A 16,434-nucleotide genomic window follows, 5' to 3' on the forward strand; every position below is an offset into this window, starting at 1 on the left:
TGACAACCTAGCGCTGTAAGCTCCCCGGCTGATTTCGATCAGCCGGGGTTTTTCACTTTGGGGTCCCACGATGAACATCCAGCCTTTTGGTGCGCCCGCCACGCCGAAGCTCGACGAACGGCCGGCACCCGACAGCATCGCCACCCGCGCACCCGCTGCGCGCCAGCCCGAGGAAACCCGTGCCGGCCAGGAAGCACAGCAGCCTTCGCGCAAGGAACTCGACGAAGCGGTCAAGAAGATCAACCAGTCCCTGCCCGCTTCCTCGCAGAGCCTGGAATTCTCGGTCGACGACGAGAGCAAGCAGACCGTCGTCAAGATCATCGACCTGAGCACGAAGGAAGTGGTGCGCCAGATTCCTTCGGTCGAAGCGCTCGAGATCGCCAAGTCGCTCGACAAGGCGATGGGCCGCCTGATCAGCCAGAAAGCCTGATTCCCGGCTTGCCGACGCCGCCCTCCCCTACGGAGGGCGCGTTGTGTTTCTTGTACGAATTTCCCAAGCCACAAATAAGCAGGTAATTCCTGCTCTCAAGTCCCGTTTGCTCCTGTCGATAATGACTTACATTATCTACTTTCGTAGGAGAAACAAGTGGCCATTTCCTCAGCCGGCATCGGTTCCGGTCTCAATGTAGACGACCTCGTCAGTAGACTGATGGCGGCCGAGTCTGCGCCGCTTACCAAATACGATGCGCGCACCGCCGCCTTCCAGACCAAGCTCGACGCGCTGAGCAAGCTGAGCAGCGCCGTGGGCAGCTTCCAGGGCTCGCTGTCCTCGCTGACCTCGAGCGCGACCTTCAAGGCCCTGAGCGCAAGCGTCTCGAACAGCGACGTGCTCAAGGGCAGCGCCACCGCGGAAGCGGCGGCCGGCACCTACAAGGTCTCGGTCAACCAGCTGGCCCAGGCCCAGACACTCAACAGCGCCGGTTATGCCAGCATGACGTCCTCGATCGGCGGTGGCGCCAAGACCACCCTCACCTTCCAGTTCGGCACCACCTCGGGCGGGCGCTATGGCGTCGATGCCAGCGCCCTGTCCGGCGCGGTGGCGACCACGGGCATTGCCAACGGTTCGCTCACCATCAACGGCACCGCGATCACCACCAGCAACACCACCCGCAGCGCCCAGGCGCTGGCGGCGGCCATCAATGCGGAAACCGAAGACACCGGCGTCACCGCCGTCGCCCAGCAGACCGCGACGGGCGCGACCCTGTTCGGCGGCGCGGGAAGCGCCAGCTTCGGCGGTGTGACCACCACTGCCGGCGCCAGCTACTCGCTGTCCGTGGGCGGTGTCCAGATCGCCGCCCAGGCCGCCGGCATCGCCGCCGGCGCCGCCGGCAGCGTGAGCGCGGCGTCGATCGACGACGCCCTTACCGGCAACAATGCGACCACGCAGGCGCTGGCCGCGGCCGGCATCACGTTCACCGGTTCCGCCGCCAACGGCGACCTGCAGTTCTTCTCGGTCGAAGGCGCCAACATCACGGTCAGCGAGAGCGTCGAAGGCAGCGTCACCGGTGGCCTGAACAACAGCGGCACGGCCAACAACGGCATGACGACCACCGTCACCGCCGGCATCAGCCTGAGCTCGAACAACGGCAGCGCGATCTCGGTCGCCGGCAGCAACCCGTCCCTGGCCGGCCTCGCCGCCGGCAGCAACGGCAGCTACCTGGGCGCCAGCTTCGCCCAGGACGGCGACAAGGCCAGTGGCGTAGTCACGCTGGAACCTGGCGAGCAGTCCCTGCAGGGCATCCGCGACGCCATCAACAAGGCGAATATCGGCGTGCAGGCCAGCATTGTTTCGGACGGCAGCGCCTCGCCCTACCGCCTGGTGCTGACCTCGACCAAGACCGGCGAGAAGTCGTCGATGAAGATCACCCTCAGCGGCGAAAACGGCACCACGGCCGACCCGGCGCTGCAGGCCCTGCTCGGCTACGACCCGGCCGGCGCCCAGGGCATGAAACAGACCAGCGCGGCACAGAGCGCCAAGCTGGACGTGAACGGCGTGGCCGTCACCAGCGACACCAACAACATCAGCGGTGCGATCCAGGGCGTGACCCTGGACGTGAGCCAGACCGGCAAAAGCAACGTCACGATCGCCAAGGACACCAACGCGGTCAAGACCAGCGTCGATGCTTTCGTGAAGGCCTACAACACGCTCAACAGCACCATGAAAAGCCTGACCAGCTACGACCCCGAAACCAAGAAGGGCGGCCCGCTGGTGGGCGATTCGACCGTGCGCTCGGTGCAGACCCAGCTGCGCGGCCTGCTCGGCAACGCGGTCGGTGAAGGCAAGCTGAACACCCTGAGCCAGGTCGGCATCACCTTCCAGAAGGACGGCAGCCTGGCCGTCGATTCGAGCAAGCTGAACAAGGCGATGACCGAGAACTTCGGCGAGATCGCCGGCCTGTTCGCGGCGGTCGGCAAGGCCTCGGACGCCAACATCAAGTTCAACGCCTCGACCTCCAAGACCCAGCCGGGCACCTACGCGGTGAGCATCACCGAGATGGCGAGCAAGGGCAATGTCACCAGCACCGCGGCGCTGGGCGCCACCACGACCATCGCCCCCAACACCAGCTGGATGGTGACGCTGAACCAGACCGACCCGGAGACCGCCAGCCGCACCGCGACCGTCAAGCTCAATGCCGGCACCTACACGCCGGAGGAGCTGGCCTCGATGATCCGGGCGGCGATCAACGGCAACTCGAATTTCGTCGAGAACGGCGACACGGTCGAGACCAAGATCGAGGACGGCAAGCTGTCGCTTTCCTCGACCCGCTGGGGCAGCGGCTCGAACCTCAAGATCGAGCCCATGACCGGCAGCTCGGTGGACGATGTGTTCGGCGCCGGCGCCGTGTTCAACAAGGGCAAGGACGTGGCCGGCACCATCGGCGGCGCGCCCGCCACCGGCAGCGGCCAGACCCTGACCGCCGCCGCCGGCTCGAAGGCCGAGGGCCTGAAGATCGACGTGACCGACGGCGTCGCCGGCGAGCGCGGCACCATCAGCTTCACCCAGGGCTACGCCTACCAGCTGAACAACCTGGCCACCAGCTTCCTGGGCAAGGAAGGCCTGATCACCAACAAGGCCGACGGCCTGAACGTCTCGATCAAGGCGGTCGACAAGGAGCGCGTGCGCTTCACCGAACGCCTCGAGCAAACCGAAAAACGCTACCGGGCGCAGTTCACCGCGCTCGACTCGATGCTGGCTTCGATGCAGGCCACCTCGAGTTACCTCACGCAGCAACTGGCCGCCCTGGCGGCCAATAGTTAATCCATATTTTTGGAGAAGAATATGTTTGGTTCCATGCAACGCGGCGTCAACGCCTATGCCAAGGTCGGTCTCGAAACCGGCGTGAGCGCGGCTTCGCCCCACAAGCTGATCGTCATGCTGTACGACGGCGCCCTGGTGTCGATCCTGAACGCCGCCGCCAACCTGAAATCCGGGAACGTCGCCGCCAAGGGCGCCGCCATCTCGAAAGCCATCAACATCGTCGACAACGGCCTGCGCGCCGCCCTCGACAAGAAGGTGGGCGGCGAGATCGCCCAGAACCTCGACGCCCTGTACGAGTACATCAGCGCGCGCCTGTTCAAGGCCAACCTGGAAAACGACCCGGCGATCCTGGACGAAGCCCATGCCCTGCTGACCGACCTGCGCGACGCCTGGAACGCGATCGACCCGCAGGCCGGCCAGGCCGCCGCGCCGGCCGCCGCCGCCCCGACCGCGCCGCTGCGCGCCCCGACCCTGATGAGTGCCTGAACCATGCCGCACATGACCAGCGACGACATCGTCGACACCTACGAGACCATGGCGGTCATCACTGACCAGATGCTGCGCGCCGCCAACGACAACGACTGGGACCGCCTGGCCCTGCTGGAGCAGCAGTGCGCCCTGCACGTGCGCCAGCTGAAGGAAAGCGAGCCGCAGCCACTGGCCGGCGCCCAGCGCGTCAAGAAGGTCGATGCGATCCGCCGCATGCTCGACGCCGACCGCCAGATCCGCGACCTGACCACGCCATGGATGGCCAAGCTGTCGGCCATGATCGGCAACACCTCGACCGAACGCCGCGTCGCGCGCGCCTACGGTATCTAGGGGCCCCGGCCCTCCTGTAGCACAGCATGCTGCCGCGCGAGCTCGTCTCCACCGTCGGCCCGATCACGCCCGGCCGTCCGGCCGAGCAGCTCGCCGATCCGCGCCAGCAAGCCCTCCAGCGCGCCCTTGCCCCCCAGCTGGGCAAGGCGCTGCACGGCGAGGTCCTCGCCAAACTGACCGACGGCAGCTTCGTCGTCAAGGTCGCCGACATCCCCACCCGCATGCTGCTCCCGCCCGGGGCCAGGGTCGGCGCCGACGTGCCCCTGACCCTGGTCGCGGTGCAGCCGCGCCCGACCTTCCAGATCGGCACCGGCACGCCCGTGTTCAGCGAAGCCGGACCGCCCCTGCCCGAGGGCGCCGATCCGGCCAAGGCGCCGCTCCTCATGCGCGAGGGCGCCACGGCCGCCGGCGTCGGCCGCGCCGCCGCCCTGCTGCAGGCCGCGGCAGCCGGCGCAGCCAGCCTGGCGGGCGGCGCGGAAAGCCGGCACACCACCCTGAGCCGGACCGGCCAGGCCATCGGCGGGGTACTGGCGGCCGCCGCCAAGGCCGAGACGCCGCAGACGGCGGCGCTCGGGCGCACGCCCGTCGTGGCCGCGGCCAGCCTTGATGCCGCCAGCATCGCCCAGGGCCTGCAGCAGGCCGTGGGCAAAAGCGGCCTGTTCTACGAATCGCACGTGGCCGAGTGGGCCCAGGGCGCCCGTGCGCTCGCGGATTTGAACGCCGAACCGCAGCAGCAGGCCGCGCGCGAAGGCCAGCGCCCGCTTCCGACGGACCCGGCCACGGCCCAGTTCATCAACCTCCAGCTGGCCACCCAGGAGCAGGCGCACCTGAGCTGGCAGGGCAATCTGTGGCCCGGCCAGCCGATGCAGCTCGAGGTGCGGCGCGAAGTGGACGAGGAACAGGAAGGACAAGGCGAAGGCGAGGAAGCCGCGGCGCGCGCCTGGCACAGCCGCCTGCGCCTGACCTTCCCCGGCCTCGGCGACGTCGATGCGCGCCTGACCCTGGTCGGCGGCGCCCTGCAGCTGCGCGTGTCCGCCAGCGAGGACAGCGCCGCCCTGCTGCGCCACAACCAGCCGAGCCTGGCCGGCGCGCTGGACGCCGCCGGCACGCCGCTGGCCGCATTCGAGGTGCGCAGCACGGGCGAACCGGACAAGGGCAAGCCGTGAACGCGCCCCAGGACAAGCGGCGCCAGAGCGCCGTCGCGCTCGCCTATGGCAAGGGCGACCCGGCGCCGAAGGTCGTGGCCAAGGGCCAGGGCCTGGTCGCCGAACAGATCATGCGCAGGGCCAGGGAAGCCGGCGTCTTCGTGCACGAATCGAAGGAACTGGTCCAGCTCCTGATGGGCGTGGACCTCGACCGCGAGATTCCGCCCGCCCTGTATCGCGCAATTGCGGAACTGTTGGCGTGGCTATATCATATTGAGTCGGCTCAAAAACAGGGAGCGCCCCTGCCGCCCCCGCCCGATCCGACGCCCCACCTCAACCTGGAAGATGCGGCCAAGGCCGATACAAGCAATGAATAATCAGGAACTGGAGAACTGGCACGACTACGAGGTGGAGTCGCGCCGTGAGATCGTTGCCCTGCTGCGCCAGATCGGCGAAAAGAACCAGCTGATCCGCATGCTGGTCAAGGGCGAGGCCGACGTCTGCGTCACCTCCATCCTCGACGTCGATCCCGACACCAATACCGTCGTGCTGGACCGCTCGATCGACCGCGAGCAGAACGAACGCATCGTGGCTGCCGGCCGGGTGCGCTGCGAAACCTACCTCGACAAGATCCGCATCCTGTTCACGGCCGAGGAGCTGGCCCCGACCCTGTTCGAGGGCAATGCCGCGCTGCGCGCGGACATCCCGCCGACCCTGATCCGCCTGCAGCGCCGCGAGTACTACCGCATGGAGACCCCGGTTTCGAACCCGGTGCGCGCTATCCTGCCGCTGCCGGCCGAACTGGGCCTGGGCACCGCCGTCTTCCCGCTGCACGACATCAGCTGCGGCGGCATCGCGGTAATGGACCACAAGAACCAGCTCAGCACCGTCATCGGCGAGAACCTGCCGAACTGCCGCATCGAGCTACCCGAGATCGGGCCAGTGACGGTGACGCTGCAGATCCGCAACTCGCTCGACGTGACCATGCTGAACAACAAGACCAGCCGCCGCATCGGCCTGCAGTTCATCGACATGTCGCGCGGCGGCGATGCCGCCGTGCAGCGCTACATCACCAAGCTCGAGCGCGAGCGCAACGCGCGCCTGGCCGGCCTGGCCTGACGTTTCCGTCGATCTCTACGTATTGCTACGTAGCAAGGTTGGCGCTTGCCGGCAAGTTAATTCGGCTACACTACGCGACTCCGTTTACGACGATGTCGATGCCATGCCGATGCCGACCAGCTTCCCTTCGCCCGAGCACTTCGCCGCCGCCTTCGCCCAGTCGGCGGTCGGCATGGCCCTGGTCGGATTGCAGGGCCACTGGCTGGACGTGAATGCGGCCCTGTGCGCCATGCTCGGCTACCGGCGCGAGGCGCTGCTCGAGCTGACCTTCCACGACGTCACCCACCCCGACGACCTGGCGCAGGACCTGGCGCTGACCGAGCGCATGCTGGCCGGCGACATCGCGTCCTTCCAGGTCGAGAAGCGCTATTGCCAGCCGGGCGGCGCCGTCGTCTGGGGCCTGCTGAGCGTCACGCTCAGCCGCGGCGCGGACGGCGCGCCCCACTGCTTCATCGTGCAGGTGGTCGACATCACGGCGCAGAAGCACGCGCTGGAAGAACGCGACGCCCTGTTCGCGCTGTCACCCGACCTGCTGGCGATCAGCAGTCCGGAGGGCTACCTGCTCCAGGTCAATCCCGCCTGGCACGAGCTGCTCGGCTGGGACGACGCCGCCCTGAAGGCGCGTCCCTTCTACGACCTGCTCCATCCCGAGGACCTCGCGCGCACGCGCGAGGCTGTAGAACGCATGGCCGGGGGCGGCCAGGTGCGCGGCTTTCGCAACCGTGTCCGCCACGCGGATGGCGGCTGGCGCTGGATCGAATGGAGCACCCGGATCGCGGCCAATGGCTCCATGTTCTGCTCGGGGCGCGACGTCACCGAGCAGATCGACAACGAGGCGCGCCTGCGCGGCCAGGAGCAGAAGATCCGCCTGCTCATCGAACACGCCAACGACGCCTTCCTCGGCATGGACCGGCATGGCTCGATCACCGAATGGAACCGCCAGGCCGAAACCACCTTCGGCTGGAGCGCCGGGGAAGCCATCGGCCAGCCGATGGCCGAGCTGCTGGCGCCGGCGCGCCTGCGCCAGGCCCACCTCGACGGCGTGGCGGCTTTCCTGCGCGCCGGCACGCGCGAGGCCAGGAAGCGCGTGGAGGTGCCGGCGCTGCGCAAGGACGGCAGCGAGATCCTGGTCGAATTCACGGTGGGCGTGGTGCAGCTCGACGGCGAACCCTATTTCCACGCTTTTCTCCGCGACGTCTCGAAGCAGCGCCGCATGTCCGACCAGCTGCACTATCGCGCCACCCACGACTTCCTCACCGGCCTGCCCAACCGCTACGAGTTCATGAACCGCCTGCAGCGCAGCCTCGCGCTCCCTGGCGCCGCGCCGGCCCTGCTGTTCATCGACCTGGACGGCTTCAAGGCGGTCAACGACATCTGCGGCCACGAGACGGGCGACGCGGTGCTCATCGAGTTCGGGCGGCGCCTCTCCGGGGCGGTGCGGGAGCGGGGCCAGGTGGCGCGCCTGGCCGGCGACGAGTTCGTGGTCCTGCTCGAGACGGGGGACGGGGCCGAGCCGCTGTGCGCGGCCATCCTCGGCGCCGCCGCCCAGCCCTACCCCCAGCTGGACGGGCGCACACCCCTGGGCGCCAGCATCGGGCTGGCGATCGCCGCCCAGGGCGAAGGCGTCGACGCCCTGCTGGCGCGCGCCGATGCGGCGATGTACGCGGCCAAGAATGCGGGCAAGAACCGCTATGCCTTCGGGCGGCGCGGCGAGTGGACGGTGCGTCCGGGCTGAATGTCGATTTTTTTGGCTGTGTTCGCGTTAATTCTGCTCTCGCAGCTACCTTCACTAAGCTTGTCGTACCGCAGTACACAGCCACTGCGCTGGCGTACGCAACGCTTGCGCGTCCAGTAATCGCCGCCATCCCGAATAGTTCGCCAGGTAGCGGCTGGCCACACCCTTGAAGCGCACGAGCCAACCCTTGAAGCGGCTGTGCCAGCCATTCACGTTCTGGATGTGGATCGCGCCGCGCGCGCGCCGCCCAGCCCGGACATTGACGGGCTCGTGCGTGATCCCGGCGTCGGCGGCAAACCGGACATAGGCCGCGGCGCCATCGCTGATGAGCAGCCCGTCGTGGGGCAGTACCGGTTGCAGGCAGCTGCGTAGTTGCGGCGCGGTCACGGGACCCCGTCCCGTATGAAAATCCAGCGTCGCACCACTGCGGTCGCGCGCCACCAGCAGGCAATCATGCTCGCGGTTGATGCCGCGCCGACGGGCAAGGCCACCGCGCTTTCTCGGCGGGCGCGTCAGGCTGCGCGACCCCTTCTGCGATTCCAGCCGGTAGGTTTCGTCGGCCTCGACGATTGCCGACAGGATAACCGGACGGTGGCGCGCGGCGCCCGGCGCGAACCGGTGGCGCCAGCGAAAGCTGGTGGTGCGATGCACGCCGGTGGCGAGCGCCGCGTCGCGCACGGTGCGCGATTCCAGCAAGCACTGGATATAGGGCAGCCAGCACTCGCGCTTGCGCAGCCGGGCCAGTGGCGTGCCGGTCAGCGCATTGAAGGAACGGTGGCAAGCCAGGCAGCGAAAGCGCTGCAGGCCGCTGGCAAAGCCCGACCGGTGCAGGCGAGCGCAAGCACAATGCGGACATGGCCGGCCTGTTGCGGCCGCTTCGATGAGCGCCAGGCACTCGGCCGGGTCGCGGATGCTGTCGACCCACTCGCGCAGCCGGGCCAGATCGGTGCTGGACAGTGGCGCTGCGGACAGGCAGGCGAACAATTCGTCGAAGCTCAGGCTTTGCATCGTCACTCCGGATGAGTTAACGCGACGATGCGTAAGACTTCGACAACACAATTTGGTTCACCCAATTAGCGCGAACACAGCCATTTTTTTGCGGCGCATGTCACACCGTGCGCGGCTGGCTCGTCTTGCAGGCATGGAGGGCGCACGGTGCGCCTCTCTTCCAACCTGAAAGGACAACATCATGACGCAAGCCGCCCGCATCAACCTCTTCACCCTGGCGCCGAACAACCTGAAGGCGATGATCGCCCTGTCCACCTCCACCAAGAACAGCTCGCTGGGACCGCGCCTGGTGGAACTGGTGCAGCTGCGCGTCTCGCAGGTGAACGGCTGCGGGGTGTGCGTCGACATGCACTGGCGCGACCTGGTCAAGCAAGGCCTCGATCCGCGCCACCTGAACGCCCTGTCCGCCTGGCGCGAGGCGCCCTTCTTCAGCGCCCGCGAGCGCGCCGCCCTGGCCTGGGCCGACGCCGTCAACGCCCTGCCCGGCCGCGACGACACGGACAGCGCCTGGCCCGCCCTGCGCGAGCACTTCAGCGACACGGAGATCGCGGAGCTGGGCTATGCGATCGCCGCCATCCGCGGCTGGAATGCGCTCAACTTCAGCCTGCGCAACCCGATGCCGGAACATCCGGCGCCGGGCATGTAAACGGCCGGGTCAGAGCTGGATCGCGGAACCCGCCCCGGGGCGGATCAGGCCGCGCTGGGTCGCCACCACCACCGCGTGGGTGCGCGCGGTGGCGTCGAGCTTGCTCATCACGCCCTTGACGTGGGTCTTCACGGTGCCCACGCCGATGCCGAGCTTGCGGGCGATCGACTTGTTGCAGCAGCCTTGCGCTAGCAGCTGCAGCACGTCGGTCTCGCGGCCGGTGAGCGCCTCGCGGGTCAGGCTGTCGGCCACGCTGCGCGTCATCGATTCGCTCAGGTAGCGCTGGCCGCGCACCAAGAGGTCCACCGCGTGCGCCAGCTCGTCCGGGCCGCAGGACTGCGGCAGGTAGCCGGCCACCCCGGCGTCCATCGCCAGCCGCACCTCCCACTCCTTGTCGAACTGGGTCACGACCAGCACCCCGGGCGCCTGGCTGGCGGCGCCGGCCTGGCGCGCCAGCGCGACGCCGTTGTCGTAGTCGGTCACCAGCACGCGGGCGACGCGCTGCGCCTCCGGCTGGCGCAGGTGGGTAGTGACGCGCAGTCCCGGCTGGTCGGCCAGGACGGCGTGGATGCCAACCGTCATGATCGGGTCGGCATGCATGATGTGGACGGCGGTAGAAAGCGGTTGCATGTGCATACTCCTGCATCTGGCAGCGGACAACGGCGCGGCCGCACGCGGTCCCCGCCTGCCGACATATTGAAACGGCAAGAACAGGAAGACAAGTAATCGTTTGTAATTGCTGGTTTATATGCATGTCGGGCGATCACGAGGGCAATGGGGTATACTCCCTCGATGCGCCTGACTTCCTTTACCGATTACACGCTGCGGACCCTGCTCCACCTGGGCAGCAATCCGGGCCGCCTGGTGACCATCCAGGAGATCGCGGACCTGCACGGCATCTCGAAGAACCACCTCATGAAGGTGGTCCACGAGCTGGGCCGCAACGGCGTCATCGAAACCGTCCGTGGCCGCAACGGGGGCTTCCGCCTGGCGCACAAACCCGAGGACATCAATATCGGCGCCGTCGTCCGCCAGAGCGAGAGCGACTTCTACATGGCCGAGTGCTTCGACCCGAACGGTAATCCCTGCGGCCTGGTCAAGGACTGCTCCCTCAAGGGCGTATTGAGCAACGCCACGGCGGCCTATCTGGCCGAGCTCGACCGCCACACCCTGGCCTCCCTGCTGCCGGAGCCGGCCCCGCGCGACGGCGCGATCCCCATCACCTTCCACCGCAAGGAAGAACAGGCCGCCTAAGCCGCCTTCCCCGCCAGTTCGAGACTGTCATCGCAGGCGCCACAGGCGCAGGCGGAATTGACCCGCAGCGCGCCATCCGGCGTCCGGCCAGCCGTGAGCAGGATGACGGCGCGGCAGCGCGGGCAGCGGGTGCGGGCCGCACGACCCTCGCGCAGGTCGCGCAGGGCGGCGAGCACCTGGGTCTCGACTTCGTTGTCCACGGCCGGCACGGCCGCCTTCTTCCTCGGCATGAACAGGCCGACCAGGCACAGCAGCAGGCCCACCGGGATCGTGACCAGGGACAGAAGCATGGAGGGCGTCAGCAGCTCGAGCAGCCAGTTGAGATTGAAACCGCCAAGCTCGCAACCCGACATGGCCGAGCCGCTCGACCCGCCGCCATGGCAGCCGGGCATCAGCGAGCTCAAGCCCAGCAGGAGGCCGGCGCAGACGGGCAGCAGCATTGCCACGATGAGCCCGGTCCACAGCAGGACGGTCCGGGGAGAGAAAACGGCGGGCGGCTTGGAAGGTGCGGCAGGCATGGGCAATCGTTGCAAGGTAAAAATGCCAAGCTTAACAGTTGCATTACGGAAAAAGCTAACGAAAACTCACCATTTTCCTGTGATCGCGCCTCTCATTCGCGACGCAGCATGCACGCGGCATAGGATCGCGTCCTCGCCGTGTCGGGACACACAATCGGCCGTCGATAAAATAGTTGCCGTAACCAAATAGTGCTAATGTGATCGCTTTCATCACGGGAGGACGGACATGTTCAAGAAACTGGCGGCGGAAGCACTGGGCATCAGCGATATCGGCGTCATCGTCGGCCCTGCCGACTACAGCAAGGTCGACGCGGACGATTACCTGTTCAACGAGGACGGCGAGCAGATCTTCTTCCTCATCAAGAGCAAGAAGGACGAGTACTGCTTCACCAACCTGGCCCTGATCCACGTCGACGGCGACTCGGCCGTGTCCTCGAAGCGCTCGATCAAGCGCTACGACTATGCCTCCCATGCCGTGTCGAACGTCAGCATCGAGACCGCCGGCACGCTCGACCTGGACATCGAGCTCAAGTTCAACCTGGACGACGTGCGCTTCTCGATCGACGTCAAGAAGGCCCACATCGAACAGCTCAAGGACATCTACAAGGCCTTGATCTCGATCGGCAAGCAGCAAAAGCGCGACGCGGTCTGCCGCGACAACGCCCTGCGCACCCTGGACGCCACGGCCTCGGTGCACAAGCTGAACATCGCCCCGGGTGCGGGCACCCTGGTCAGCCAGTACGGCGAACTGCTGGAGGCCCTGAACACGGCCATGCTGGATACGCACACCAAGCGCGACTTCAGCGACGTGTTCGCGAAGTACATCCACAACTGATACGCAGTGGGCCAAGTACCCAGGACGAAAAAAAACCGGCCATGCGGCCGGTTCATCCTCGCAAGAATGGAAGCTGCTTGCCAGCCTCACACCTGCATGTTCATGATGTCGTGATAGGCTGCTACCAGTTTGTTGCGTACTTGCACCGTTCCCTGGAAAGCGATGCTGGATTTCTGCATGGCGATCATCGTGTCCGACAAACTCACGGTATCATCCCCCATCGCGAAACGCTGGCCCAGTTCCTGCGCATGCTTCTGGGTATTGCTGACCTGTTGCAGCGAGGTCTTCAGCGCATCCGCGAAATCGAGCTTGGCCACGCCGCCCTGGGGCGCGACACCGCCAAGGCCCGCAGGCGCGACAGGGCTCGCGGCCGGCCTGGTCGCCGCCGATTTGAGTTGCTCCATCATCGCCTGGATGCGGCTGCTGTCGATTCCGCCGATTCCACCAATACTCATCGTTTTCTCCTGCTCGTCGAAGGCACGTTTTGCACATCGCTTGTTTCAGGCTGTCAGAATACCAGTCCCCCGGCAACTTCCTCACTCGAAGAAGAGGGGAAACTCCCCCCTGTTTCAGGGTTTGAATGTTGCCCTACGGCTTCATAATTCCGTTTAGTCCGTAATTACTCCCTCCATCCTGGAACCAACCGACCACCATGGCAGCAGTTGCTGAAGAATTGATCGACACCCCGGCGCCCGCCGAACAGACGGGTCCGCAAGGCTTTTTCCAGACCACCATGGGCAAGCGCGTCGCGCTCGGCGGCGGCATCGCCCTCGTCGTCGCCATCATGGTCGCGCTCTGGATGTGGAGCCAGGCGCCGGAATACCGCGTGCTGTTCTCCAACTACAGCGACCGCGACGGGGGCGCGATTACCGCCTCGCTCGACCAGATGGGAGTCCAGTACAAGTTCTCGGAAGGCGGCACCGCCATCCTGGTCCCGGCCGAGCAGATCCATGACCTGCGCCTGAAGCTCGCCGCCCAAGGCCTGCCGAAGGGCGGCAACGTCGGCTTCGAGCTGCTGGAAAACCAGAAGCTGGGCACCTCCCAGTTCGTCGAGCAGGTGAACTACCAGCGTTCGCTCGAAGGCGAGCTGGCGCGCTCGATCCAGTCGTTGGGCCCGGTGAGCTCGGCGCGCGTGCACCTGGCCATGCCGAAACCCTCGGTCTTCGTGCGCGAGCAGCAGAAGCCCACCGCCTCCGTGGTCCTGAACCTGCAGGCCGGCCGCGCCCTCGATCCGGGCCAGGTCAGCGCCATCGTCCACCTGGTCGCCTCCAGCGTGCCGGAACTGACCATCGGTAACGTCACCGTCGTCGACCAGACCGGCAACCTGCTGTCCGATACCTCGAACAAGACCCCGGGCGCCAAGCAGCTCGACCCGACCCAGCTGAAGTACGTCGACCAGGTCCAGGCCAACATCATCAAGCAGGTCGAATCGATCATCGCCCCGCTGGTCGGCAAGGAAAACGTGCGCGCCGAAGCGACCGCCGAGATCGACTTCGCCCAGGTCGACACCGCCGCCGAGATGTACAAGCCGAATTCGCCGCCGGAGCCGCAGGCGATCCGCAGCCAGCAGACCTCGGAATCGACCCAGCCGGGCGCGGGCGCCTCGGGCATCCCGGGCGCGCTGTCGAACCAGCCGCCGGGCGTGGCCACCGCGCCGATCGACGGACAGGCGCCGGTGGCCCCTGCCCCGGCCGCCGGCCCGACCCGCAAGGACGCGACCACCAACTACGAAGTCGACAAGACCATCCGCTACGAACAGCGCCAGATGGGCGGCATCAAGCGCCTGACCGTGGGCGTGGTGGTGAACTACCGCCGCAGCGTCGATCCGAAGACCGGCAAGATCACCATCAAGCCGCTGTCCGCCGCCGAGGTCGCCCAGATCAATGAACTGGTCAAGCAGGCCATGGGCTACTCGCAGCAGCGCGGCGACACCCTGAACGTGACCAATGCCCCCTTCGACGGCATCGACCGTCCGGACGACACCCCGCCGGCGCCGGACTGGTGGCGCGACCCGGCCAACCTGCCGCTGGCCAAGGAGATCGGCAAGTACGTGCTGCTGTTCGCGGTGCTGGCCTTCCTCTACTACCGCATCCTGCTGCCGCTGATGCGCCCGGCGATCAAGAAGTTCGACGAGGTCACCGCGCTGCCGCCGGAACCGGAACCGGAAGTCGAAGACGAGATCGCCGAAGAGATCGCGGCCGAGCTGGCCGAGGAAGAACTGGAAGAACAGGAAGTCGAACGCAGGAACCAGGGCTATCGGAAGAACCTGGAAATGGCGCAGGAGCTGGCCCGCCAGGACCCGCGTATCGTGGCTAACGTTGTGAAAGCATGGTTGGGATCAAATGAGTGACAAGGACAAGGAAGGCGTAACCCAGGCGGCGATCCTGATGCTGGCCCTGGGCGAGGGCGAAGCGGCCGAGGTGATGAAGTTCCTGGGCCCGCGTGAAGTGCTCAAGCTGGGCGCCGCGATGGCGCAGATGAAGGCGGTGCAGCACGGCGAAGTGGTCAAGGTGCTGGAAGCGTTCGTGGAAGAGACCAACCTGCATTCGACCGTGGGCCTGGATTCGGACGAGTACATCCGCCAGGTGCTGACCAAGGCGCTGGGCGACGACAAGGCCGCCGTGCTGCTCAACCGCATCCTGGGCGGCAAGGACGCCTCCGGCATCGAAAGCCTGAAGTGGATGGACTCGCCGTCGGTGGCGGAACTGATCCGCAACGAGCACCCGCAGATCATCGCCACCATCCTGGTGCACCTCGAGCGCGACCAGGCCTGCGAGATCCTGGCCAACTTCACCGAGCGCCTGCGCAACGACGTGGTCCTGCGCATCGCCACCCTGGACGGCGTGCAGCCGGCCGCACTGCGCGAACTGAACGACGTGCTGACCAAGCTCCTGTCGGGCAACGAGAACATCAAGAAATCGTCGCTGGGCGGCGTGCGCACCGCGGCCGAGATCCTGAACTTCATGAGCGGCGAGCAGGAAGCGGCCGTCATGGACAACATCAAGAACTACGACAACGACATGGCGCAGAAGATCATGGACGAGATGTTCGTGTTCGACAACATCATCGACATCGACGACCGCGGCATCCAGCTGCTGCTGCGCGAAGTCCAGTCCGAGATGCTGATCATCGCGCTCAAGGGCGCATCACAGGACCTGCGCGACAAGATTTTCAAGAACATGTCGCAGCGCGCCAGCGAGATGATGCGCGAAGACCTGGAGTCGAAGGGTCCGGTGCGCCTGTCGGAAGTGGAATCCCAGCAGAAACAGATTCTGCAGATCGTGCGCCGCCTGGCGGACGAAGGCCAGATCGTGCTGGGTGGTAAGGGTGAGGATTCGTTCGTCTGATGATCCCGAAGGAACAGCAAAGCGCTTACCAGCGCTGGGAAATGACCTCGTTCGGCGACGAACGCCCGAGTACCGTGGCGCGCCGCGCCGCCATGGCGCCCGCCCCCGCCCCCGCTCCCGCTTCTGCCCCCCCTGCGGAACCGATCGAGGTCGTTCCGCACGTGGCCCTGCCGACCGCGGAAGAACTGGAAGCGATCCGCGAGCAGGCGCGCGCGGAAGGGTACGCCGAGGGCCTGGCGGAAGGCCGCGCCGAAGGCCATGCCCAGGGCTATGCCGAAGGCGCCGCGCAGGGGCAGCAGGAAGCCGGCGCCGAACTCGAACACCTGCGCGCGATCGCCGCGACCTTCAGCGACGCCGTGGTGCAGGCCGACGAGACCATCGCCCACGACGTGCTGGAGCTGGCCCTGCGCCTGGCGCGCGGCATGGTGCGCACGGCCTTCGACGTGCGCCCGGAACTGATCCTGCCGGTGGTGCAGGAAGCGATCGGCTACCTGCCGGTGCTGGCCCAGCCGGCAGTGCTCACCCTGAACCCGCAGGACGCGGAGATCGTGCGCGACGCCATGGGCCAGGAACTGATCAAGGGCGGCTGGCGCATCGCCGAGGATGCCTCGATGGCGCGCGGCGGCTGCAAGGTGGACACGGCGTCGAACCAGATCGATGCCCAGGCGACGGCCCGGTGGCAGCGCCTGACACATTCGCTGGGCCAGAACATCGAGTGGCTGGGGTCGTAGGGGTGGTTCAGTCCAGTG

At 66.7% G+C, this 16,434-nt stretch carries 18 protein-coding genes; 14 read left to right on the plus strand and 4 right to left on the minus strand.

Translation table 11 applies throughout. The features are described from left to right. Positions 1-70: 70 nt before the first annotated feature. The 8 genes from NX780_RS01665 to NX780_RS01700 all read left to right on the plus strand — a co-directional run bounded on the left by NX780_RS01665 (position 71) and on the right by NX780_RS01700 (position 8,077). Positions 71-430 (plus strand): flagellar protein FlaG, encoded by a 360-nt coding sequence (locus NX780_RS01665; protein WP_258826131.1) that lies wholly within the window; start codon positions 71-73, stop codon positions 428-430. 156 nt (positions 431-586) lie between these two features. Continuing rightward, the gene (gene fliD, locus NX780_RS25300) at positions 587-3,259 is read left to right on the plus strand and encodes a flagellar filament capping protein FliD (protein ID WP_258826132.1); all 2,673 of its coding nucleotides are present in this window, start codon (positions 587-589) and stop codon (positions 3,257-3,259) included. A 21-nt stretch (positions 3,260-3,280) separates the two neighbouring features. Next, positions 3,281-3,745, plus strand: a complete 465-nt coding sequence (gene fliS / locus NX780_RS01675) for a flagellar export chaperone FliS (protein ID WP_258826133.1) — start codon at positions 3,281-3,283, stop codon at positions 3,743-3,745. A gap of 3 nt (positions 3,746-3,748) precedes the next feature. Beyond that, positions 3,749-4,078, plus strand: a complete 330-nt coding sequence (locus NX780_RS01680) for a flagellar protein FliT (protein ID WP_258826134.1) — start codon at positions 3,749-3,751, stop codon at positions 4,076-4,078. A gap of 26 nt (positions 4,079-4,104) precedes the next feature. Beyond that, positions 4,105-5,244 (plus strand): flagellar hook-length control protein FliK, encoded by a 1,140-nt coding sequence (gene fliK, locus NX780_RS01685; RefSeq protein WP_258826135.1) that lies wholly within the window; start codon positions 4,105-4,107, stop codon positions 5,242-5,244. Further along, the gene (locus NX780_RS01690) at positions 5,241-5,600 is read left to right on the plus strand and encodes an EscU/YscU/HrcU family type III secretion system export apparatus switch protein (protein WP_258826136.1); all 360 of its coding nucleotides are present in this window, start codon (positions 5,241-5,243) and stop codon (positions 5,598-5,600) included. Before fliK ends, NX780_RS01690 begins: the two co-directional genes overlap by 4 nt. Continuing rightward, a complete protein-coding gene (locus NX780_RS01695) occupies positions 5,593-6,342 on the plus strand; it encodes a flagellar brake protein (RefSeq protein ID WP_258826137.1) in 750 nt (249 codons plus the stop codon). The genes NX780_RS01690 and NX780_RS01695 overlap by 8 nt, the downstream gene beginning before the upstream one ends. A gap of 103 nt (positions 6,343-6,445) precedes the next feature. Further along, a complete protein-coding gene (locus NX780_RS01700) occupies positions 6,446-8,077 on the plus strand; it encodes a PAS domain S-box protein (protein ID WP_258826138.1) in 1,632 nt (543 codons plus the stop codon). Positions 8,078-8,131: 54 nt separating this feature from the next. Here the strand turns inward: NX780_RS01700 and NX780_RS01705 are convergent, their stop codons facing one another. Next, on the minus strand, positions 8,132-9,085 hold the full coding sequence (locus NX780_RS01705; RefSeq protein ID WP_258826139.1) for an IS1595 family transposase: 954 nt from the start codon (positions 9,083-9,085) through the stop codon (positions 8,132-8,134). A 181-nt stretch (positions 9,086-9,266) separates the two neighbouring features. Here NX780_RS01705 and NX780_RS01710 point away from each other — a divergent pair, with 181 nt between their 5' ends. After that, on the plus strand, positions 9,267-9,731 hold the full coding sequence (locus tag NX780_RS01710; RefSeq protein WP_258826140.1) for a carboxymuconolactone decarboxylase family protein: 465 nt from the start codon (positions 9,267-9,269) through the stop codon (positions 9,729-9,731). 9 nt (positions 9,732-9,740) lie between these two features. Here the strand turns inward: NX780_RS01710 and NX780_RS01715 are convergent, their stop codons facing one another. After that, complete coding sequence (locus NX780_RS01715) at positions 9,741-10,361, minus strand: response regulator transcription factor (RefSeq protein ID WP_258826141.1); 621 nt, start codon at positions 10,359-10,361, stop codon at positions 9,741-9,743. Positions 10,362-10,523: 162 nt separating this feature from the next. Here NX780_RS01715 and NX780_RS01720 point away from each other — a divergent pair, with 162 nt between their 5' ends. Further along, positions 10,524-10,985, plus strand: a complete 462-nt coding sequence (locus NX780_RS01720) for an RrF2 family transcriptional regulator (RefSeq protein ID WP_258826388.1) — start codon at positions 10,524-10,526, stop codon at positions 10,983-10,985. On the opposite strand, the gene NX780_RS01725 is transcribed toward NX780_RS01720, so the two are convergent. Further along, the gene (locus NX780_RS01725) at positions 10,982-11,503 is read right to left on the minus strand and encodes a hypothetical protein (protein ID WP_258826142.1); all 522 of its coding nucleotides are present in this window, start codon (positions 11,501-11,503) and stop codon (positions 10,982-10,984) included. The genes NX780_RS01720 and NX780_RS01725 overlap by 4 nt on opposite strands. A 226-nt stretch (positions 11,504-11,729) precedes the next feature. Here NX780_RS01725 and NX780_RS01730 point away from each other — a divergent pair, with 226 nt between their 5' ends. Continuing rightward, positions 11,730-12,338 (plus strand): PH domain-containing protein, encoded by a 609-nt coding sequence (locus NX780_RS01730; protein WP_258826143.1) that lies wholly within the window; start codon positions 11,730-11,732, stop codon positions 12,336-12,338. 86 nt (positions 12,339-12,424) lie between these two features. Here NX780_RS01730 and fliE read toward each other — a convergent pair whose 3' ends face one another. Beyond that, complete coding sequence (gene fliE / locus NX780_RS01735; protein ID WP_258826144.1) at positions 12,425-12,793, minus strand: flagellar hook-basal body complex protein FliE; 369 nt, start codon at positions 12,791-12,793, stop codon at positions 12,425-12,427. A 197-nt stretch (positions 12,794-12,990) separates the two neighbouring features. Between fliE and fliF the strand changes: the two genes are divergently transcribed. Genes fliF through fliH form a run of 3 tightly spaced genes read left to right on the plus strand, consistent with a single transcriptional unit; the run spans position 12,991 to position 16,416 of the window. After that, positions 12,991-14,688, plus strand: a complete 1,698-nt coding sequence (fliF, locus tag NX780_RS01740) for a flagellar basal-body MS-ring/collar protein FliF (protein WP_258826145.1) — start codon at positions 12,991-12,993, stop codon at positions 14,686-14,688. After that, positions 14,681-15,685: a flagellar motor switch protein FliG gene (fliG, locus tag NX780_RS01745; protein ID WP_258826146.1), complete on the plus strand. Its 1,005-nt coding sequence runs from the start codon at positions 14,681-14,683 to the stop codon at positions 15,683-15,685. Before fliF ends, fliG begins: the two co-directional genes overlap by 8 nt. Then, complete coding sequence (gene fliH / locus NX780_RS01750) at positions 15,685-16,416, plus strand: flagellar assembly protein FliH (RefSeq protein ID WP_258826147.1); 732 nt, start codon at positions 15,685-15,687, stop codon at positions 16,414-16,416. The genes fliG and fliH overlap by 1 nt, the downstream gene beginning before the upstream one ends. Positions 16,417-16,434: the final 18 nt, after the last annotated feature.

The organism is Massilia agri (assembly GCF_024753255.1).
Taxonomy (GTDB): domain Bacteria; phylum Pseudomonadota; class Gammaproteobacteria; order Burkholderiales; family Burkholderiaceae_D; genus Telluria; species Telluria agri.